Genomic DNA, 21,003 nt, shown 5'->3' with positions numbered 1-21,003 from the left:
CACTGTGGAGGGTGGAACCGTCGATAAGGAACTTCGGTATGGACATCTCGCCCAGCACTCGCGCCTCGAACGCCGAACGTGAGAAGGTGGTGCGCTTGCTCGCCAGGCACCTGGAGGACGGCAGGATCGACCTCGCCGAGTACGACGAGCGCGCGGCGAAGGTCTATGCGACCACGACCACGGACGATCTGCAGCTGGTGCTGTCGGATCTGCCCAAGCTGCCGAGAGAGACTGCGGGGAAAGCGGATTCGAGGTCTCGCATCCCTATCTGGCAGAAGATCGAAGGCAGCAGCTGGCTCGGCGTCAGCGTGCTCGTCCTGCTTATCTGGGGTGCTATCTCGCTGAGCGTTGGCGAATTCACCTACCCGTGGCCGATCTGGGTGATCGGGCCGTGGGGCGCGGTTCTGGTGTTCCGCATGCTGACCGGGTTCGAGTCGGGTCGGTGCTCGCGTTCCCTGCGCTGAGCGCGATCGCTCGAATCGACTGTGCTCACCTCAGTTGGGCGGGGTCATCTGAGGTGAGTGCGGTCATCCGAACTGAGCCTGGTCGCCTGAGGTGAGCGCGGTCGGCCGAGCCGAGTCTGGTCATCTGAGATGCGTGCCGTCGGCCCACCTGAGCCTGGTTAGGTGAGTTGATCGGAGCCGCCCGAGTTGTGGCCAGGTCGGTTGGGTCGTCGCGCCTACGGCCAACGCGGCGTTGCGCTGTGCGATTGCGCGTGACGACCGGTGCCCGCGGAATCCGGTGACTGGCTCGACCGGCGGTGTCGGCGCGCGGGCGGCTCGTCGTACTCGGCGGGCGACTGATCCGCCCAGTGGGAGTAGTCGTCGCGCGGCCGCGGCTCGGGCGGCGCCTGCCGCTGACGGGGCATGGATCGCGCGGGCCAGGACGGCTCGGCATCCGCCGCAGGCCGTTGCCGGGACGGCGAAAGCGGCTCGTACCGCGGGGCGGCCGGGTAATCGTCCGGCAGGGGCGAACTGCCTCTGCGCTGCAGCGGCAGTGGGTTGTCCGCTGCCCTGTGCCGCGAATCATAGTGGGGCTGAGCGGTTTCCCTGGGATACGGCCGCTCCGCCGGCGCGAACGAGGGTTGCTCCAGTTGCGCCTGGATCGCGTCGAGACGTTCCCGCCGCGCCCGGGCAGCAGCCGGGTCCTCATACGGCGACCGCGCGGGTTCGGCGTCGTGGCGCGGCCATTCGTTGTCCGGCTGCGCATGCTGATGGCGTTTGGAGTTGCGCCGCTCGAGTGGGGGGCGCGCCGTAGCTTCCCGGGTCGGCCAGTGCGGTGCGGGGTCGTCGTAAGACACTGCGGAATTCTGGTAAGGCACTGCGGAATTCTCGTAAAGCGATGCGGGATCCGCGTAAGGCGCTGCGGAGTTCGCGTAAAGCGATGTGGGATCCGCGTAAGGCGATGCTGGGCTCTCAGGGGGCAACGCGGAATTGCCATAAGACGGCGCGGGATCACGGTAGGACGGTGCAAGATTCTCGTAGGGCAGCGCCGGATTGTCGTAGGACGGTGCGGGATCCTCCTGCCACCGTGCCGCAGCCGCGTACGGAGATGCCGCGGGCGCGAAGTCTTCACGCGGCGAATATGTCGGTGCGGCGGAATGCCATTGTGTGCGGGCGGGTTCTGGTTCCCCGTAAGGTGACCGGGCGGCTTGGAAATCTTCTTGAGACGGATACGCCGCGAGGCTGGAATTCCACTGCGCGCGTGCAGGTTCCGACTGCCCGTGCCGTGACCGCACGGGCTCGTAGCCTTCGCGAGGCGAATACGGGTCGACACCGGAATTCCGCTGGGTGCCAGCTGGTTCCGGCAGCCCATAAGGCGTCCTGGCGGGCGCGTGGTCTTCTCTGGGCGAATATGCGGCGGCCCCGGAATTCCACGGTGCGCGCGCTGGTTCCGGGTCCTCGTACAGCGGCCGGACCGACTCGAAGTCTTCGCGTGGAGTGGGAGCCGAGGAACGCCACCGTGCGGGTTCCGCACTGGGTGTGGGCGCAATGTCGTCATACGGTGCGCTTGCCTCGACCTGCCACCGCGAGTGCGCGGGCTCCGGATATCGCTGTGGCCAGCCGGGTCCGGCGTCTTCATCCTGAAATCCGGCGGGTGCGAAAGCGTCTCGCCCTGCGCGCGCCGGTACGCCCGGCGCGACGGAATCTTCGTCGAATACCGGTGCGACATGGCGGTACTCGCGACTGGGCGGCACGTCGTTGCGGTTCCCTCGCGCGGAGATAGGCGCGTCGCGCCGGGGCGCCGGTTGGGGGAGACCGGGCTGCAGGATCGGGAGTTCCCGGGTCTCCTGAGTGGCGCTGACACCCTTCTCGCGATAGGTAGCCGGAATGTCGTGTGCGCGCAGCCAAGCGCCGGGGTCGTGTCTGCCGTGCCGATCCAGCTGCGGGACAACCTCTTCGAGGAGTTCCAGGATTTCCCCTTCGTCGTCGCCGAGGGCGGCCCGGATCTCGGAAAAGGTATCGGGGTGGAAGATCCACATCCACTCGTAGGCGGAATAGGTGCCGCCCAGATCATGACCGTGGAAGATGAGATCACCGGAACGAGCGATCTTGGCGCGCATCGACCACCCCTCGGATTCGACAAGGAACTCCCGGTTTTCAGCGCGATCCTTGCCCGCCACGGAGCGCCCCTTCGCCCCCGCGCGACCGTGCGCCCCCGTACGGCGTTTGGTCCCCGCACGATCTTTGGTCACCGCACGATCATTGGCGCGCCCCCCACGTACCTCCGCCCGCCCCGTACGGCTTTCGGCCCGCACCGGTCGAATCTCGTCCGCATCCTCATCGAGATAGTCGGTCAACTTGACCTCGAACCACGCCACCCCCAGCCCGGCGGCCAACAGCGTGCCCGCGATAGCGACCTCAACCCACTTGTCCGCCAGCAGCGCGCTCTTGCTGTTCTCACACGCATAGAGGAACAGCAGGCTACCGAGCAGCAGCAGCGCGATGCGGGCAAGCCGGAACGCCGTACTGGTCCCGGCTGGGGCTGGCATCGGTGAGGCGCTCCAAACATTCCCGCTGGCGAATCAGACTGGATCGTATGCGGCGACGCCGCCGCGCGGCAGGGCGTGCGGCGAGTCGGTCGGTCTATTGGTGTAAAGGTTCCGCTGAGGTCGAACAACGTGCCCGCATTCGTTACCTGTCGGCGGCACGGGCGCTGCCCGCGCGCGCTATGGTCCCGCATGTGGTGGGCGCGTCGGTCGCGGCATCGGATCGGGTGCGGTAGACACTAGGGGCGGCGCCTCGGCAAACTTCGGGCACATTGAAATACGGGATATCGCGCGATGACTCGATAACCTACGTGGGTCGCCGAACCGCCGCGCGGCCACGGGGGCCGTCCCGCGTCCGCGGTGCTCGGCACTCGATGGATACCATGACTGGTCGCCCGCCGCTGTTGATCAGGCGGAACGGGGCGGCGTGCGCGACGGGCCCGGCAACGGGCAGCTTGCGGAACCGACGAAAACGGAAAGGTCGTCGAACTTGCATCTCAAGAGCCTGACGTTGAAGGGCTTCAAGTCCTTCGCGTCCGCGACGACGCTGCGGTTGGAGCCGGGGATCACCTGCGTGGTCGGTCCGAACGGCTCCGGCAAGTCCAATGTGGTCGACGCGTTGACCTGGGTCATGGGTGAGCAGGGTGCGAAGGCCCTGCGCGGCGGCAAGATGCAGGACGTGATCTTCGCGGGCACCGCGGGACGGGCGCCGCTCGGCCGCGCCGAGGTCACCCTCACCATCGACAACTCCGACGGCGCGCTGCCCATCGACTACGCCGAGGTGTCCATCACCCGGCGGATGTTCCGCGACGGCGCCGGCGAATACGAGATCAACGGCAGCTCCTGCCGGCTGATGGATGTGCAGGAACTGCTCAGCGACTCCGGCATCGGCCGCGAGATGCACGTCATCGTCGGGCAAGGGCAGCTCTCGGCCATTCTGGAGTCGCGCCCGGAAGACCGGCGCGCGTTCATCGAAGAGGCCGCGGGCGTGCTCAAGCACCGCAAGCGCAAAGAGAAGGCCGTCCGCAAGCTCGAGGCCATGCAGGCCAACCTGGCCCGCCTCACCGACCTCACCACCGAACTGCGCCGCCAACTCAAACCGCTCGGCAGGCAGGCCGAGGTGGCCCGGCGCGCGCAGACCGTGCAGGCCGACCTGCGCGACGCGCGCCTGCGCCTGGCCGCCGACGACCTGGTGACCCGCCGCGGCGAGCTGGAGAGCCAGCAGAGCAAGGAGGCCTACGCGCGCGAGCAGCACATCAACGTGCAGAGCGAACTCGACGCCGCCAATGCCGCACTGGCGCAGCAGGAATTCCAGCTGTCCCGGCTGACGCCGAGCGCCGAGGCCGCCGCCCAGATCTGGTTCCAGCTCTCCGCGCTGGCCGAGCGGGTCAACGCGACCATCCGGATCGCGCAGGACCGCGCCCGCCACCTCGACACCGAGACCCCGGTCGGCAGCGGGCGCGACCCGGAGCAGCTGGAGGCCGAAGCCGAGCGGGTGGAGGCCGAGGAGGCCGAGCTGCGCGAGGCGGTCGAGATCGCGACCGAGACGCTGGAGGCGGCCCGCGACGCGCTGGCCGAACGCGAGCACTCCGCCAAGGCCGCCGAGCAGGCGCACCTGGCCGCGGTGCGGGCCATCGCGGACCGGCGCGAAGGTGTCGCGCGGCTGGTCGGCAAGGTCGACACGTTGCGCACCAGGGCACAGTCCTTCGACGGCGAGATCGCCCGGCTGACGACGGCGATCGGCGACGCCAGGAACCGCGGCGAGGCCGCGCAGACCGAATTCGATGCGGTGCAGGCCGAACTCAGCGAACTGGATGCCGGCGAGGCAGGCCTGGACGCTCAGCACGAGCACGCGGTGCAGGCGCTCGCGCTGGCCGATCAGCGCGTGACCGAACTGCGTGAACAGGACCGAGAGGCGAGCAAGCGGGTCGCGTCGCTGACGGCGCGGATCGAGGCGCTCGGCATGGGGCTGGCCCGCCGCGACGGTGCCGCCTGGCTGGTGGAGCATCGGTCGCAGGGTCTGCTCGGGCCGCTGTCCGGACTGCTGCGGGTGCACGGCGGGTTCGAGGCCGCGGTCGCCGCCGCGCTCGGCCCGCTCGCGGATGCCGTCGCCGCGGACACCGGCGAGTCGGCGCACGACGCCATCCGCGCGTTGAAGGACGCCGACGGTGGGCGCGCCGCACTCGTATTCGGTGCCGACAATGTTTCTCGACCGCAGCTCGGTCCGCTGCCGGGTGCGGCGCGCTGGCTCACCGACGTGGTGGAGTGCCCGGACAGCGTGCGCGGCGCGATCACGGCATTGACCGCCGGGATCGCCGTCGCCGACGACCTGGCCACCGCAAGGGCCGTGGTCGCGGCTCGACCGGACGTGCGGGTGGTCACCCGCGACGGCGACCTCACCGGAACCGGTTGGCTGCTCGGCGGATCCGACCGCGCACCGAGTCAGCTGGAGATCCAGGCCGACATCGACAACGCCAAAGCCGATCTCGTCGCGGCACAGCGGCGCGCCGAGGAGCTCGAGGCGGCGCTGTCCGGCGCGCTCGCCGAACAGGCCGATCGCAAGGACGCCGTCGACCAGGCGCTGCTCGCCTTGCACGAATCCGACCAGTCGCTGGTCGCCATCTACGACCGACTCGGCAGGCTCGGCCACGCGGCCCGCACCGCGCAGGCCGACAGCGAACGGCTGCTCGCGCAACGCACGGAGACCGAGACCAACCGGGAGGAAGCGCTCGCCTCGCTCGCCGAGCTCGAGGACCGGCTGCGCAATGCCGAGCTCGAGCAATCCGAGATCGACTCCGACGGCGCCACCGCGGGCACCGAGTCGGCGGGCCGCGAACGCGAGGAGGCCGCCGCCGCGCTGGCCGAGGCGCGGTCGATGGAGGTGGAGGCGCGTCTTTCCGTGCGCACCGCGGAGGAGCGCGCGGAATCGGTTCGCGGCAAGGCGGATTCGCTGCGCCGGGCGGCCCGCGCCGAGCGCGAGACACGGGCCCGCGCCGAACGTGCCCAGGCCTCGCGCAAGAAAGCCGCCGAGGTCGCCGCCGCGGTTGCGGAGTCCGGCGCTCGGGTCGCCGCGGAACTGGAGAAAGTGGTCGCCGAGGCGGGTACCCGGCGCGACGACCTGGTCCGCCGCCGTGGCGAAGCCGCCGCTCAGGTCGAGCAGGTCAAGGAGCGGGTGCGCGCCCTGTCCACCCAGCTGGCCCAGCTCACCGACGCGGTGCACCGCGACGAAGTGGCGAAAGCCCAAGCGGCGCTGCGCATCGAACAGCTCGAGACGACCATCTCCGAACAGTTCGGCATCGCGCTCAACGATTTGATCGCCGAGTACGGCCCCGACGTGCCGCTGCCGCCGTCGGACCTGGAGTGGCAGGAGTACGAGCAGGCCAAGGAGCGCGGTGAACAGGTCACCGCGCCCGCGCCGATGCCCTACGACCGGCCAACCCAGGAGCGTCGCGCCAAACGCGCCGAGAAGGACCTCGCGACCCTCGGCAAAGTGAATCCGCTTGCGCTGGAAGAATTCGCGGCACTAGAGGAGCGCTACAACTTCCTGGCCACCCAGCTCGAAGACGTCAAGAACGCGCGCAAGGACCTGCTCGAGGTGGTCGCCGAGGTGGACGCCCGGATCCTGCAGGTGTTCACCGAGGCGTGGGAGGACGTCGAGCGGGAGTTCGTCGGCGTGTTCTCGAAACTGTTCCCCGGCGGCGAGGGCAGGCTGCTGCTCACCGACCCGTCCGACATGCTCACCACCGGCATCGAAGTGGAGGCCAGGCCGCCCGGCAAGAAGGTCAAGCGGCTTTCGCTGCTCTCCGGCGGCGAGAAGTCGCTCACCGCAGTCGCCTTGCTGGTGGCCATCTTCCGGGCTCGGCCGTCCCCGTTCTATGTGATGGACGAGGTCGAGGCCGCGCTGGACGACACCAACCTGCGCCGCCTCATCGGGCTGTTCGAGCAGCTGCGGGAGAAGAGCCAGCTGATCGTCATCACCCACCAGAAGCCGACCATGGAGATCGCCGACGCGCTCTACGGTGTCAGCATGCGCGGCGACGGCATCACCCAGGTCATCTCGCAGCGGATGCGCGGGGAGAACCTCGCGCCGGTGGGTGCGGCGTAGCCCCAGCGTTCCGCCTTTTCGGCCGATCGGTGGTACGTCGGCGGCCTGCGGTCAACGCGATGCGCCCACCTGGTCCAGGAGGGATTTGATCTGCGCGGCACCGGTTTCGGCGAGCCAAGTGTCGAACGTGCGCAGGCCGGGGTGGATTTCGCGGGTGGCCGCGATGTCCGCGTGCCAGCCGCCGGTGGCGCGCACGAGACGCCAGGTGTGCGCGATCATCGGACCGAGCTCGGCGGCGGCTGATTCGTCGAGTTCCTGATAGCGGACGGGGTAGCCGGTCGCCTCGGCGATCGCTGCGGCGGCGTCCGGTGGGGTGAGGGCGTCGCCCGCGAGCTCGAGTGTTCGGCCGTGGAAGCGGTCGGGGTCGGCGAACGCCAGGGCGGCAATGTCGGCGATGTCCGCCAGCGCAATGACTTTCAGCGGTCGGTCCGCCGGGAACAGGTGCCGGTGGACGCCGTCGACGATGCCGTCGATCGGCATACCGCGCATGAGGTAGTTCTCCATGAAGCGGACCGGGCGCAGCAGCGTGTAGCGGGTGCCGGAGGCTGCGACGGCCTCCTCGATGCGGGACTTGCCGTCCGCACCCCAGGAATCGTCGGAGTTGAACGAGGCGATGCCGGTGAACACGATCTGCTCGACCCCGGCCCGGCGCGCCGCGTCGACCAGTGCGATGCCGCGCCGCGCTTCACGGTCGACATCCCAGCCCTGCGGGTCGTAAACGGCGGGCGGCACCGCGAAAAGTGCTGTGGCACCGGCGAGCGCGGCGGCCAGCGTGTCGGGGGTGTCGAAGTCGCCGACCGCGAGCTCCGCACCGGCCGCGGCCAGGGCCTCGGCGGCGGGGGCGTGCGGGTCGCGGACCAGCGCCCGCACCGCCGTGCCGTCGGCAAGCAGCCTGTGGGCGGTCGCGCCACCCTGCTTTCCGGTGGCTCCGGTGACCAGGACGAGGTTGTGCTGAGGGGACATGCGTGCCTTCTCTGTCGATAGAATCGGGTCGAGCGACCCGCATTTCGGACCATACGGGCGCTGAGACCCGGTTCGCCAGGTCAGACAAGGGAAGGGCGTAACGAAATGAGTGCCCGCGTCGAGGATGCGGCGAGTCGTGTGACGGCGAGCCGAGCGGTCGCGCGTCCTGCGCCGAGCCCTGCTGCGCCTAGCACTGCTGCGCCGAGCCCGGCGGCGTCGACTCCGGCGGTATCGAGGCCAGCCGCGTGGAGTCGTGCGGCGTCGACCCCTGCGGCGGCCAGTATTGCCGCGTTGAGTCCTGTGGCGTCGACTCCGGCGGCGGTGAGTCGAGCGGTGTCGGGTCCCGTAGCGTCGAGTCGAGCGGCGGTGAGTCGAGCGGTGTCGGGTCCTGTGGCGTTGAGTCGAGCGGAGTGGAGTCGTGCGGCGTCGAGTCCAGCCGCGTCGAGCCCTGTGGCATCGACTCTGCGGCGTCGACTCCTGGGGTGTCGAGTCCAGCCGTGTTGAGTCGCGCGGTGTCGACTCCTGGGGTGTCGAGCCCTGCCGCGCTGAGTCCTGCCGCGTCGAACCCTGCCGCGTCGAACCCTGCCGCGTCGAACCCTGCCGCGTCGAACCCCGCAGCGCCGAACCCCGCAGCGTCGAGCCCCGCTGCGCCGAGCCCTGCCGCGCGGGCCGACGCCAGGCGAAACCGGGCGCTGGTGCTGGCAGCCGCGCAGCGAGCGTTCGCCGAACACGGCCCGTCGGTGTCGCTGGCCGAGGTGGCTCGGCGGGCCGGCGTCGGGGCGGGCACGGTTTATCGGCACTTTCCGACGAAATTCGATCTGCTGGAAGCGGTTATGCAGCAGCGGGTCGATCGGTTGGCGAAGCTGGCCGCCGCCTACCTCGATGCGCCGGATCCCGGTGCCGCCTTCTTCGAGTTCTGCACTGAGGTGGTGGTGTCGACGCCGGGCAATGAGGCGCTGTGCGAACTGGTGCAGTCCGACGACGGTTGGCCGCGTGCCTTGCTGATGAGCGCGGGGGAGCGGTTCCATCGGGCGCTGGGGGCACTGCTGCTGGCCGCACAGCGGCAAGGTGCGGTGCGCGGCGACGTCGAGGTGCCCGATGTGCTTGCCATTTTCACCGGCTGTGTTGCCATCCAGCGGCTTCGGCGGTCCGAAGGGCGGATCGATCGCGCGGCCGCGTTGGTCCTCGACGCGATGCGCACCACGCCGGTCGTAACGAATCACTCGGCGGACGCTGAAACGCGTAACGAAACAGCGGATGGTAACGAAACCGGCTACCCGCACTGCCCGGTATGCGACGCACCGGTTCGGCACACCGGAACCGGTCGCCGCCCCCGCTATTGCTCGTCAGCTTGCCGCCAAAAGGCGCACCGTCAACGCGCTGCCGCCCGGCGACCATGATCGACGGACATAGCGACGCTCTGGGCCTCCTCGCCGATGCGCCCGGCGTCGCCGACGTGGCCGTGGCGGCGCGTCGCCAGTCCCGTTGATCGTGATGGGTTCGGCGAGGCTGTGATTTGAATCGCATTGCGGTGAAGGCGGTTCGGTTGGCGCACACGTGACATGCGCCATCGATGGTCACGGTCCGCATACGGCGAGGCGGAGCACGTTATCGAGCACGGGTGGGGTCGGCTCGGCCGGGCAGGCGGGGCGGCAGCCGGAGAGGTGTCTCGGGCTGCCGTCGACGAGGGTGGCTTACAACAAGTCGCTGACGTCGTTGGGGACGTCTACGGCGTACTTGCGCAGGATGTCCATCGAGATCACTTCCAGGGCGTTTTCGTGCGTGGCGGCCAGCACTACGGGTGCGGCGACACCGTCCTCATGCGCGTGTAGCCACCGCACGGCCACCACGCACCACCGGTCTCCTGGCTGCAAGCCCGGAAAGTTGTTCTCCGGGCGCGGCGTACTCAGATCGTTGCCGATAGACGCCTGGTGTTCCAGGAATTCGGCCGTGACGACGGTGCACACGGTGTGGCTACCGAGATCCTCCGGCCCGGTGCTGCAGCAGCCGTCCCGGTAGAAGCCGGTGAGAGGATCGGTGCCGCACTCTTCCAGCGGCCCCCCAAGCACGTTTCGATCGGTCACGTCGCCGATCCTATTGCCACCTCGCGAGAAGTTCCGCAGGACAAGAAATCTCGGGGGTTGTGTCTCTGCGCCGGGGCGGCGTGGTAAAGCGGGTCGGTCCGTTCTGCAAGGATGGGCGCGTGAGTGCCGAAGCCTGGATCCTGATCGCCGTGGCCGCTGCCCTGCTGCTGGTGGTGCTTGTTGTCGGTTTTGTCCGATACAAGCGCTCCCGGGTGTCATTGACGCCGCCGGCCGCCGACAAAGAGCTGACCGACAAGTCCGGTGGCTATGCGGCGTCCGGTGGGTTCAGTTTCAGTCAGGGTGGCACCGCGACCAAGCCCGAGCCCGCGACCAAGCCCGAGCCGCTCCCGGTCGAGCGAACCGACACCGATGGACAGCCGCACGTCGGCGACGACGCGGCCATCCCGCGGGACGCGCCGAAGCGGGGGATCACCAATGTCCCGCTCCCGGAGACCGACATTGTCGAGGCGCCGGAAACCGAGTCGGCCGGAGCAGACACCGCCGCCGACACGGAGACCGCGCCGAAGAAGACGGCTGGGTCGGTCGAGGCCGGTGCTGTCGAAGCGGGAACCGCACCGGCCGACCCGAGCGCCGCGTCCGCTGGATCGAGTACTGCCGCTGCTGAAGCTGACACCGCTCCCACCGAGCCCACCACTGGGGCTACGGAGGCGGGCAAGTCGGCTACTGAATCCGGCACCGCCCCCGCCGCTTCTGGCACTGCCGCCACGTCCGGCACTGCCGCCACGTCCGATACCGCCCCCGCCGCTCCCGACACCGCCGCCGGTGCCGAAGCTCCGATCCCCCTCGAAGACATCGACCCCACCGCAGGCCGTCTCGTCCGCCTGCGCGGCCGCCTGTCCCGCTCCCAGAACGCGGTCGGCAAGAGCCTGCTCGGCCTGCTCGGCGGCGGCGATCTGGACGACGAGTCGTGGGAGGAGGTCGAGGACACCCTGGTGCTCGCCGACCTGGGCACCGCGAGCACGGCCGCCGTGGTGGCCCGGCTGCGCGCGGAGATGGCCTCCCGCAGTGTCCGCACCACCGAGGCGGCGCGCGCGGTGCTGCGCGATGTGCTGATCGAGGCGCTGCGCCCCGAACTCGACCGCTCGATCCGGGCCCTCCCGCACCCCGATCACCCGTCGATCCTGCTCGTCGTCGGCGTCAACGGCACCGGAAAGACCACCACCACCGGCAAACTCGCGCGCGTGCTGGTCGCCGACGGCCGTCGCGTGCTGCTCGGCGCGGCCGACACCTTCCGCGCCGCCGCCGCCGACCAGCTGCAGACCTGGGGCGAGCGCGTCGGCGCCGACACCATCCGGGGTAAGGAATCCGCCGACCCGGCCGCCGTCGCCTTCGACGCGGTGACCGCGGGCATCGAGCGCGGCGTCGACGCCGTCCTCATCGACACCGCGGGCCGCCTGCACACCAAGACCGGCCTGATGGACGAGCTCGGCAAGGTCAAGCGCGTCGTAGAGAAGAAGGCCGCCGTCGACGAGGTGCTGCTCGTGCTGGACGCGACCGTCGGCCAGAACGGCCTGATGCAGGCCCGCGTGTTCGCCGAGGTGGTCGACATCACCGGCGTGGTGCTCACCAAGCTCGACGGCACCGCCAAGGGCGGCATCGTCTTCCAGGTCCAGCACGAGCTCGGCGTCCCGGTGAAACTGGTCGGCCTCGGCGAGGGCGCCGACGACCTGGCCCCCTTCGAGCCGGGCGCGTTCGTGGACGCACTGCTGGGCTGAGTAACGCTGTCCGCGGCCGGGCGAAATATCTCGCCCGGCCCGTGGTGTTTGCGGCGAAACGCGTAGCAAACGGAATGTTTGCTAGCTCTACTCGTCAGTAGCCGCAAATCCCTTTTGTCCGGAGTCGCGTTTCGAGCCTCGCGAAAACTTGCCCGGTAAACCACGAAACGTGGAAGCAACACAACTGGCCCATCCGTTCACGCAGGCGAAACACGCCAGCTCTGTGGATGAAACACCAAGTGAGGACCCTTCTGTGCAGGTCCATTTGCCGGAGTCGGCAGGGCCCGAGATGAGGAGGACTTCAAGGTGGCATTTCCCCTTACCGGTGCACCGGACACCGGTGACACCGCATGGATGCTGGCGAGCTCAGCGCTCGTATTGTTGATGACGCCCGGTCTGGCATTCTTCTACGGCGGCATGGTCCGCTCGAAGAACGTGCTGAACATGATCATGATGAGCGTCAGCGCCATGGGCCTCGTCGGCGTGCTGTGGTCGCTGTACGGATACTCGATGGCATTCGGTGACAACAAGTTCGGCGTTATCGGCGATCCCGCGCAGTTCTTCGGACTGAAGGGACTGATCGGCGGTAACGCGGTAGCCGAGGTCAAGGACGCGAGTGGCACCGTCACCACGGCGGCCACCGACATCCCGCTACTCGGCACGATTCCGATGACGGTGTTCGTCGCGTTCCAGCTGATGTTCGCCATCATCACGGTTGCCCTCATCTCGGGCGCGGTCGCCGACCGCCTGAAGTTCGGTTCCTGGCTGCTGTTCGCGGGCATCTGGGTCACCGTCGTCTACTTCCCGGTCGCGCACTGGGTGTTCGACTTCGACGCCAAGGACGCCGACGGCAACGTCATCCACGAGGGCGGCTGGATCGCCAACAAGTTGATGGCGGTCGACTTCGCCGGTGGTACCGCGGTGCACATCAACGCCGGTGCCGCCGCGCTCGCGCTGGTGCTGGTGCTCGGCAAGCGCAAGGGCTGGCCTGCCACCCCGTTCCGCCCGCACAACCTGCCGTTCGTCATGCTCGGCGCCGGTCTGCTGTGGTTCGGCTGGTTCGGCTTCAACGCGGGCTCCGCGCTGACCTCGGGCGGCTTGGCCGGCTCCACCTTCGTCATCACCGCCATCGCGACGGCGGCGGGCCTGCTGGCCTGGCTGCTGGTGGAGAAGTTCCGCGACGGTAAGCCGACCTCGCTCGGCGCGGCCTCGGGCATCGTGGCCGGTCTGGTCGCCATCACCCCGGCCTGCTCGTCGGTGAACGTGCTCGGCGCGCTCGCCATCGGTGGCGTCGCAGGCGCGCTGTGTGCCCTCGCGGTGGGCCTGAAGTACAAGTTCGGCTTCGACGACTCGCTCGACGTGGTCGGCGTGCACCTGGTCGGCGGCATCGTCGGCACCTTGATGATCGGCCTGGTCGCCGCGCCCGAGACCGGTGCGGCCAAGACGGGCCTGTTCTACGGCGGCGGCGTCGACCAGCTGTGGCGTCAGGCGGTGGGCGCCGGTGTGGTGCTTGCCTTCTCCTTCGTCGCCAGCCTGATCATTGCCTATATCGTGAAGTTCACCATTGGGCTGCGCGCGAGCGACGAAGCCGAGTCGGTGGGCTTGGACGAGTCCGAGCACGCGGAAACCGCCTACGATTTCGCCGCTGTGGGCAACACGGCACGTTCGGCCGTCAAGGAGGCATGACCAACATGAAACTGATCACCGCAATCGTCAAACCGTTCACACTCGAGGACGTCAAGACCGGGCTCGAGCAGGCGGGCGTGCTCGGCATGACTGTCAGCGAAGTCCAGGGTTACGGCCGCCAGAAGGGGCACACCGAGGTCTACCGCGGTGCGGAGTACTCCGTGGATTTCGTGCCCAAGGTACGGGTCGAGGTGGTCGTCGACGACGCGTCTGTGGAGAAGGTCGTCGAGGTGATCGTGGAGGCCTCGCGCACCGGCAAGATCGGTGACGGCAAGGTCTGGGTGACTCCGGTCGACACGATCATCCGGGTGCGGACCGGCGAACGCGGTACCGACGCTCTGTAGGACAGATATCGATCGAACGGCGGCCCCGCCTCCCACCGGCGAACCGGTCGGGGCGGGGCCGCGGCGCATGAATGGGCGGTGGGTTGTGGGTAGTGACGAGCACGGCGGTGACCGAACGGTGGCCGAGGGCGGCAAGGTGTCCAATGGAGCGGCCGATCTGGTCCGCGCTCGAACCCAACTGCTCGACGGCGGCATGCCACGCAATCCGCGCCTGGACGCCGAGTCCCTGCGGCAAGCCTTGGTCGATCTCTACGAGCTGTGGCTGACCAGTAAAGGCACCGAACTCGGTATCACCGGGGACAGCGGGCTCGCCGTCGTCGCGGTGGGCGGGCTGGGCCGCCGGGAGATGCTGCCGTACTCCGATCTGGACCTGGTGCTGCTGCACGACGACGTGGACCCGGCCCGGGTCGCCGAGGTCGCCGACCAGCTCTGGTATCCGCTGTGGGACGCCCACATCAAGCTCGACCACAGCGTGCGGACGGTCCCGCAGGCGCTGCGGGTGGCCTCCGACGATCTGATCGCCGCGCTCGGCATGCTGGAGGCCAGGCACATCGTCGGCGACCAGGAGCTCAGCAATCTGCTGATCGGCGGGGTGCGCCGGGAATGGCGGACCGGCATCCGGACCCGGTTCGACGAGCTGATCGCCCAGGCCGAGGCGCGCTGGCAGCGCAGCGGCGAGATCGCCCACCGCGCCGAACCCGACCTGAAGAACGGACGCGGCGGCCTGCGCGACATCCAACTGCTCGACGCGCTCGCCATCGCCCAATTGACCGATGCCATGCCGGGACTCGGCCCCGAGGTGCCCGGTGGCGGTCTGCGCCAAGCACATCGGCGTTTGCTGGATGTTCGCACCGAGCTGCACCGGGTGGCCGGTCGAGCCAGGGACCAGCTGCGCGCCCAGGACGCCGACGAGATCGGCGCGGCGCTGCGGATCGGCGACCGGTTCGATCTGGCGCGCACGCTCAGCGATTCCGCGCGCACGGTGAGCTACTCGGTGGACGTCGGATTGCGTACGGCGGCAAACGCTTTGCCGCGCCGAGGCCTGGCTCGCCTGCGCCGCATGCCGGTGCGCCGACCACTCGATGAGGGGGTGGTCGAGCACGCGGGCGAGGTGGTGCTGGCCAGGGACGCGCGACCGCAGCGCGACCCCGGCCTCATCCTGCGGGTGGCGGCGGCCTCGGCGCAGACCGGGCTGCCGATGTCGGCCACCACGCTGAACCGGCTCTCCGAAGACGCGCCCGAACTGCGCGAGCCGTGGCCCAAGGACGCCCTCAACGACCTGCTCGTGCTGCTCGGCGCGGGCCGCGGCGCCATCGACGCGATCGAGGCGCTGGATCGAACGGGCTTGTGGGGCAGGCTCCTTCCGGAGTGGGGCGCCGTCCGCGACCTGCCGCCGCGCGACGCGCTGCACACCTGGACCGTCGACCGTCATCTGATGGAGACGGTGTCCTACGCCAGCGCGATGAGCACCCGCGTCGCCCGGCCGGACCTGCTCGCCCTCGGCGCGCTGCTGCACGACATCGGCAAGGGCCGCGCGGGCGACCACAGTGTCGTCGGCGCGGAGCTGGCCACCCATATCGGCCGCAGGCTCGGCCTCTGGCCCTCGGACGTGCGCACGCTCAGCGCCATGGTGCGCCACCACCTGCTGCTCCCGGACACCGCGACCCGCCGCGACCTGGCCGACCCGGCCACCGTCCAGCGCGTGGTCGACCTGCTCGACGGCGACCCGGAGCTGCTGGAGCTGCTGCACACCCTGGCCGAGGCGGATTCGCTGGCCACCGGCCCCGGTGTCTGGGGCGACTGGAAGGCCTCGCTCATCGGCGACCTCGTGCGCCGCTGCCGCCTGGTGATGGCGGGCGGTGAGCTGCCCGAGCCCGAACCGATCGCGCCGGAGCTGGTCGCCAAGGCCGAGTCGGGCGGCGTGCACGTCGAATTGAAGCCGGGCGAGGGCAAATACATCTACACGGTCACGGTGATCGCGCCGGACGCCGCGGGCCTGCTCTCCGACGCCGCCGGGGTGCTCGCGCTGCACTCGTTGCGGGTGCTTTCGGCCTCGCTCGGCGTCGAAGGGGACGCCGCCATCGACACCTTCGTGGTGTCGCCGAAGTTCGGTGACCCGCCGGATGCCGGGCTGTTGCGCCAGGAACTCATCCGCGCCATCGCCGGCGATCTGGACGTGGCGGCGGTGCTCGCGAAGCGCGAGCGCGAGGCGGGCGGCATCGGGCCGGGCCAGTACGCCCAGGCGCAGCCGAGGGTGCTCTGGTCCGGCACCTCGGTGCCCGGTCAGGTGCTGCTCGAGCTGCGCGCCGAGGACCGGATCGGTGTATTGAGCCGCCTCGCCGCCGCATTGGAGGCCTGCGGAGCCGACGTGCGCTGGGCAAAGGTGGTGACCATGGGTTCGGCCGTCGTCGACACCTTCTGCGTCGACCTCGGTAGCGAGGACACCCCGGACCGCAGGGCGGCCATCGAAAAGGCGATCCTTGCCGTCGTGCCGAGGCCTGCGCCGAAGAAGCCGGAGAACGGTATGCCGGGTCCGGAGATCATCGGATCCTGACCGGTACCTGCGGTAACCAATCTGTTGCACGTGATTTGCTGGAACCCATATCTCGAGGCCCCCTCACGTTCTAGTATCAGAGCGTCTGGCTATCGCTAGCATGAGGGGAGCACGTCGGTGGCAATTGAAGTTGTTTCGGCGTCGATGATGACGAGCGACGAGACCACGCATATGGCGCGGTGTGTCGGCGGAGATCGCTGGGTTGTTTCCTGGCTACCGGGTCGCACATTGACCGGACAACAGGCTGTGACCGCCATGACCATCGCCTCCACGGTCGCCAACTCACGAATCCCCACCACCACGGAATGGGCCATTCTCGACGACCTGGCCCTCGAACTGGGATTGACCGCGCGTGAGGCGGTCTACATGGTGGCCCAGGAAAATCACGACTATCGCAAGACCGTCAAACCGCGTCGCCGATCGCTGGAATAGTCACGCCGCTCGAGTGGGAAACACCGCGACCGGGAGGCGAAGCAGCCCGGTCGATTTCTCGCGTGTCCGCAGCGAGCGCGCATGCGCGGGGCCGCCCCGTGCGCGGCCAGGCGGGTGATCCCATTACCCTGGGAGACAATTGACGTCCCCCGAGATCAGGAGCGCGATCGGTGTTCGAATCCCTGTCCGACCGGCTTACCGGTGCCCTCAAGGATCTGCGCGGTAAGGGGCGTCTGTCACCGGCCGACATCGACGCCACCTGTCGCGAGATCCGGCTAGCCCTGCTCGAAGCCGACGTCGCGCTGCCGGTGGTGCGCGGCTTCATCGCCCGGATCAAGGAGCGCGCCAAGGGCGCCGAGGTCTCCGCGGCGCTGAATCCGGCGCAGCAGGTCGTCAAGATCGTCAACGAGGAACTCGTCGGGATCCTCGGCGGCGAGACCCGCCGGATCACCCTGGCCAAGACCCCGCCGACCGTGATCATGCTCGCCGGTCTGCAGGGTGCCGGTAAGACGACCCTGGCAGGCAAGCTCGCCAAATGGCTGAAGGGACAAGGACATCAGCCACTGCTGGTGGCTTGCGACCTGCAGCGTCCCGGTGCCGTCACCCAGCTGCAGGTGGTCGGTGAGCGCGCGGGCGTGCCGGTGTTCGCCCCGCACGCAGGCACCTCCATCGGCGGTGGCGGGCTGAGTCCATCGGGACACCCGACCCCGGGGCCTCTCGGCGTCAGCGCCGCCGACCCGGTCGAGGTCGCCCGCGGCGGTATCGAAGAGGCCCGCGCCAAGCAGTACGACGTGGTCATCGTCGACACCGCCGGTCGCCTCGGCATCGACGAAGAACTGATGCGCCAGGCCGCGGGCATCCGCGACGCCGTGCAGCCGGACGAGACGCTGTTCGTGCTCGACGCGATGATCGGTCAGGACGCGGTCAGCACCGCCGAGGCCTTCCGCGACGGCGTCGGCTTCACCGGTGTGGTGCTCACCAAGCTCGACGGCGACGCCCGCGGTGGCGCCGCGCTGTCGGTGCGCGAGGTGACCGGCGCGCCGATCATGTTCGCCTCCACCGGTGAGAAGCTCGAGGACTTCGACGTCTTCCACCCGGACCGGATGGCCAGCCGCATCCTCGGCATGGGCGACGTTCTCAGCCTGATCGAGCACGCCGAGCAGGTCTACGACCAGGAACAGGCCGAGGAAGCCGCCCGCAAGATCGGCAGCGGCGAGATGACGCTCGAGGACTTCCTCGACCAGATGCTCGCCATCCGCAAGATGGGCCCGATCGGCAACCTGCTCGGCATGCTCCCCGGCGCGGGCCAGATGAAGGACGCGCTGGCCGCCGTCGACGACAAGTCGCTGGACCGGGTGCAGGCCATCATCCGCGGCATGACCCCGGCCGAACGGGCCAACCCGAAGATCATCAACGCGTCCCGCCGACTGCGCATCGCCAACGGTTCCGGCGTGCAGGTATCCGAGGTCAACCAGCTCGTCGACCGCTTCTTCGAGGCGAAGAAGATGATGGCGATGATGGGCCGTCAGATGGGGATGCCCGGCTCCCGTCGCGCCAACAACAAAAAAGGCAAGAAGGGCAAGAAGGGTGGCCGCGGCCCCACGCCGCCGAAGGTCCGCGGTGGCATGCCGGGTCTGCCCGCAGGCATGCCGGGAATGCCGGCCGGTATGCCGGACCTCTCCAACATGCCCGCCGGGCTGGATCAGTTGCCGCCCGGACTCGAAGGCTTCGACCTGTCGAAGTTGAAGTTCCCGAAGAAGTAGAAGTCCTTCCGCCGCCCCGCACCGAGATCGCCGGTGCGGGGCGGTGTGCTGTGCCATGCCTCTTGGATCCGATGCGTGACTGTCAGGGGGCGTGGACGTTAGGTTGGAGGCAGCCGACGTCGTCTGGAGGTTGCTATGCATCTGCGCGGTGTGGTTCTCCCCGGGGCGGAAGTCCGCGATCTGTGGGTGCGGGACGGGCTGGTGTCGTTCGAACCGGTGCCCGGCGCTGAAACACTGTGCCGCACCGGGTGGATCGTGCCGGGTCTGGTCGACGCGCACTGCCACGTCGGGATCCGCTACGGCGGCGGCGACGAGGATCACGACGGCGCCATCGCGCAGGCCGAGACCGAACGCGACGCCGGTGCGCTGCTGTTGCGCGACGCCGGTTCGCCCATCGACACCCGGTTCATCGACGACCACGAGGAACTGCCGCGGATCATCCGCGCGGGGCGCCACATCGCCCGCCCGCGCCGCTACATTCGCGAGCTCGGCATCGAACTCGACGACGAGCGCGACCTGCCGGAGATCGTCGCCGAACAGGCCCGCTTCGGCGACGGCTGGGTGAAGATCGTCGGTGACTGGATCGATCGCTCCGTCGGCGACCTGCGGCCGCTGTGGAGCGACGCCATCCTCAAGGAGGCGATCGCCGCCGCCCATGCCAACGGCGCCCGCGTCACCGCCCACGTCTTCGGCGAGGACGCGCTACCCGGCCTGATCGACGCGGGGATCGACTGCCTCGAGCACGGCACCGGCCTCACCGACGACACCATCGAGATGATGGTGGAGCACGGCACCGCCCTGGTGCCGACCCTCGTCAATATCGACACCTTCCCCGAGATCGCCGACAGCGCAGGCAAATTCCCCACCTACGCCGCGCACATGCGTGACCTGCACCGCCGGGTCCGCGGCACGGTGGCCAACGCCCACGACGCGGGGGTGCCCATCTTCGCGGGCACCGACGCGGGCGGTTCCATCCGGCACGGCCGCATCGCCGACGAGATCACCGCCCTGGCCGGAGCAGGCCTGTCCGCCCATGACGCCCTCGGCGCCGCCTCCTGGAACGCGCGTACCTGGCTCGGGCGCCCGAGCATCGAACACGGCGCTCCCGCCGACTTCGTTGTGTACCAGGAGGATCCGCGTACGCATCCCGAGACGCTCACCACCCCGTACGCCGTAGTCCTGCGCGGCCGCCTGTACGCCGATCACACGCCCGTCACCGGCCACCGGTAATCGACCGCCGCTGCGATTACCGCCACCATTTTCCGGTGATCATGATCGCGTCCCTGGTGCCCGCGTAGGGTCGGGCGCTATGAGCATTCGCCTCGGTTATCAGATGCCCAACTTCAGTTACGGCCGGCCAGTTCGCGAGTTGTTCCCGACCGTTGTCGCGCAGGCGAAGGAGGCCGAGGCGGCGGGGTTCGACACGGTGTTCGTGATGGACCATTTCTATCAGTTGCCCGGCCTCGGCGCACCGGAGGATCCGATGCTGGAGGCCTATACCGCGCTGGCCGGAATTGCCGCCGCGACGGAGCGAATTCAATTGTCCGCGTTGGTGACCGGCAATACTTACCGTAATCCGGCTTTGCTCGCGAAGACCGTCACCACACTCGATCTGGTCAGTGCCGGTCGCGCGATCCTCGGCATCGGCGCGGGCTGGTTCGAGCTGGAGCACAAGTCCTATGGCTTCGAATTCGGTACCGTCACCGAGCGTTTCGAGCGGCTCGGCGAGGCGCTGCAGATCATCGAGTCGATGCTGCGCGGCAAGCGCAGCACCTTCGACGGCGCGTGGTACCGCACCGACGACGCCATCAACGAGCCACGGCTGCGCGACGATCTGCCGATCATGCTCGGCGGCGCGGGGGAGAAGAAGACCTTCGCGCTGGCCGCCCGCCATGCCGACCACCTCAACATCATCTGCAACGCCTCCGAACTGCCGAGGAAGATGGCGGCGCTGCATCAGCGTTGCGCCGAGATCGACCGCGATCCGGCCACGTTGGAGGTGAGTTACCTGTGCTTCCTGATGGTCGACGAGGACGGCGACCGGGCACGCGAACAGCAACGGGACTTCTTGCGCGGCATCGATATCGATCTGTCCGCGCTGTCGGAGGAAGAACGCAGGCAGTCCATCGCCGACCGTCAGTTCGCCGGTACTCCCGATGAGGTTGCCGAACAATTGCAGACCAGGGTGCTCGACCACGGTGTGCAGGGCATCATCGTGAACATGGTGACCAACGGTCACCAGCCCGGCGCGGTCGAACTGGCCGGACGCGCCCTTGCTCCGCTGGTCCGCTGAGTATCGAAGGCCCTGAAAAGTGCTGGGGCGCGAAAACTTTTGGGCTCGATAGAA

15 protein-coding genes are annotated in these 21,003 nt (G+C 68.9%); 11 read left to right on the top strand and 4 right to left on the bottom strand.

Annotation, left to right across the window (positions count from 1 at the left end; genetic code table 11):
* The first annotated feature begins 38 nt into the window (after positions 1 to 38).
* On the top strand, positions 39 to 464 hold the full coding sequence (locus ACIHA7_RS34915) for a DUF1707 domain-containing protein (RefSeq protein WP_397295643.1): 426 nt from the start codon (positions 39 to 41) through the stop codon (positions 462 to 464).
* A gap of 215 nt (positions 465 to 679) precedes the next feature.
* Here the strand turns inward: ACIHA7_RS34915 and ACIHA7_RS34910 are convergent, their stop codons facing one another.
* Positions 680 to 2,992: a hypothetical protein gene (locus ACIHA7_RS34910; RefSeq protein WP_397295641.1), complete on the bottom strand. Its 2,313-nt coding sequence runs from the start codon at positions 2,990 to 2,992 to the stop codon at positions 680 to 682.
* 487 nt (positions 2,993 to 3,479) lie between these two features.
* Here ACIHA7_RS34910 and smc point away from each other — a divergent pair, with 487 nt between their 5' ends.
* Positions 3,480 to 7,094, top strand: a complete 3,615-nt coding sequence (gene smc, locus ACIHA7_RS34905) for a chromosome segregation protein SMC (RefSeq protein WP_397295640.1) — start codon at positions 3,480 to 3,482, stop codon at positions 7,092 to 7,094.
* Positions 7,095 to 7,145: 51 nt separating this feature from the next.
* On the opposite strand, the gene ACIHA7_RS34900 is transcribed toward smc, so the two are convergent.
* Positions 7,146 to 8,057 (bottom strand): NmrA family NAD(P)-binding protein, encoded by a 912-nt coding sequence (locus tag ACIHA7_RS34900; RefSeq protein ID WP_397295639.1) that lies wholly within the window; start codon positions 8,055 to 8,057, stop codon positions 7,146 to 7,148.
* 187 nt (positions 8,058 to 8,244) lie between these two features.
* Positions 8,245 to 8,844, bottom strand: a complete 600-nt coding sequence (locus ACIHA7_RS34895; protein ID WP_397295977.1) for a hypothetical protein — start codon at positions 8,842 to 8,844, stop codon at positions 8,245 to 8,247.
* Between ACIHA7_RS34895 and ACIHA7_RS34890 the strand changes: the two genes are divergently transcribed.
* Positions 8,753 to 9,457 carry a TetR/AcrR family transcriptional regulator gene (locus ACIHA7_RS34890; protein ID WP_397295956.1) on the top strand — a complete coding sequence of 235 codons (705 nt, stop codon included), beginning with the start codon at positions 8,753 to 8,755 and terminating at the stop codon, positions 9,455 to 9,457. The genes ACIHA7_RS34895 and ACIHA7_RS34890 overlap by 92 nt on opposite strands.
* 294 nt (positions 9,458 to 9,751) lie before the next feature.
* On the opposite strand, the gene ACIHA7_RS34885 is transcribed toward ACIHA7_RS34890, so the two are convergent.
* Positions 9,752 to 10,141, bottom strand: coding sequence for a DUF2237 family protein (locus ACIHA7_RS34885; protein WP_040737431.1), 390 nt, complete (start codon positions 10,139 to 10,141; stop codon positions 9,752 to 9,754).
* A 119-nt stretch (positions 10,142 to 10,260) separates the two neighbouring features.
* Between ACIHA7_RS34885 and ftsY the strand changes: the two genes are divergently transcribed.
* From ftsY to ACIHA7_RS34845, 8 genes are all read left to right on the top strand, one after another.
* Positions 10,261 to 11,877, top strand: a complete 1,617-nt coding sequence (ftsY, locus tag ACIHA7_RS34880) for a signal recognition particle-docking protein FtsY (protein ID WP_397295638.1) — start codon at positions 10,261 to 10,263, stop codon at positions 11,875 to 11,877.
* A gap of 306 nt (positions 11,878 to 12,183) precedes the next feature.
* Complete coding sequence (locus ACIHA7_RS34875) at positions 12,184 to 13,563, top strand: ammonium transporter (protein WP_397295636.1); 1,380 nt, start codon at positions 12,184 to 12,186, stop codon at positions 13,561 to 13,563.
* A gap of 5 nt (positions 13,564 to 13,568) precedes the next feature.
* Positions 13,569 to 13,907, top strand: a complete 339-nt coding sequence (locus ACIHA7_RS34870; RefSeq protein ID WP_107660780.1) for a P-II family nitrogen regulator — start codon at positions 13,569 to 13,571, stop codon at positions 13,905 to 13,907.
* 85 nt (positions 13,908 to 13,992) lie between these two features.
* Positions 13,993 to 16,461 carry a [protein-PII] uridylyltransferase gene (locus ACIHA7_RS34865; protein ID WP_397295634.1) on the top strand — a complete coding sequence of 823 codons (2,469 nt, stop codon included), beginning with the start codon at positions 13,993 to 13,995 and terminating at the stop codon, positions 16,459 to 16,461.
* Positions 16,462 to 16,578: 117 nt separating this feature from the next.
* On the top strand, positions 16,579 to 16,893 hold the full coding sequence (locus ACIHA7_RS34860; RefSeq protein WP_397295632.1) for a hypothetical protein: 315 nt from the start codon (positions 16,579 to 16,581) through the stop codon (positions 16,891 to 16,893).
* A 170-nt stretch (positions 16,894 to 17,063) separates the two neighbouring features.
* Positions 17,064 to 18,656 (top strand): signal recognition particle protein, encoded by a 1,593-nt coding sequence (ffh, locus tag ACIHA7_RS34855; RefSeq protein WP_397295630.1) that lies wholly within the window; start codon positions 17,064 to 17,066, stop codon positions 18,654 to 18,656.
* Between the two features lie 135 nt (positions 18,657 to 18,791).
* Positions 18,792 to 19,886 carry an amidohydrolase family protein gene (locus ACIHA7_RS34850; RefSeq protein WP_397295629.1) on the top strand — a complete coding sequence of 365 codons (1,095 nt, stop codon included), beginning with the start codon at positions 18,792 to 18,794 and terminating at the stop codon, positions 19,884 to 19,886.
* A gap of 79 nt (positions 19,887 to 19,965) precedes the next feature.
* Positions 19,966 to 20,949: an LLM class F420-dependent oxidoreductase gene (locus ACIHA7_RS34845; protein WP_397295627.1), complete on the top strand. Its 984-nt coding sequence runs from the start codon at positions 19,966 to 19,968 to the stop codon at positions 20,947 to 20,949.
* Positions 20,950 to 21,003 lie beyond the last annotated feature (54 nt).

The organism is Nocardia sp. NPDC052316 (genome assembly GCF_044547795.1).
In the GTDB taxonomy this organism is placed as follows: domain Bacteria; phylum Actinomycetota; class Actinomycetes; order Mycobacteriales; family Mycobacteriaceae; genus Nocardia.
The sequence above is the reverse complement of the archived record's forward strand: the minus strand, read 5'-3'. Positions and strand labels throughout refer to the sequence as shown.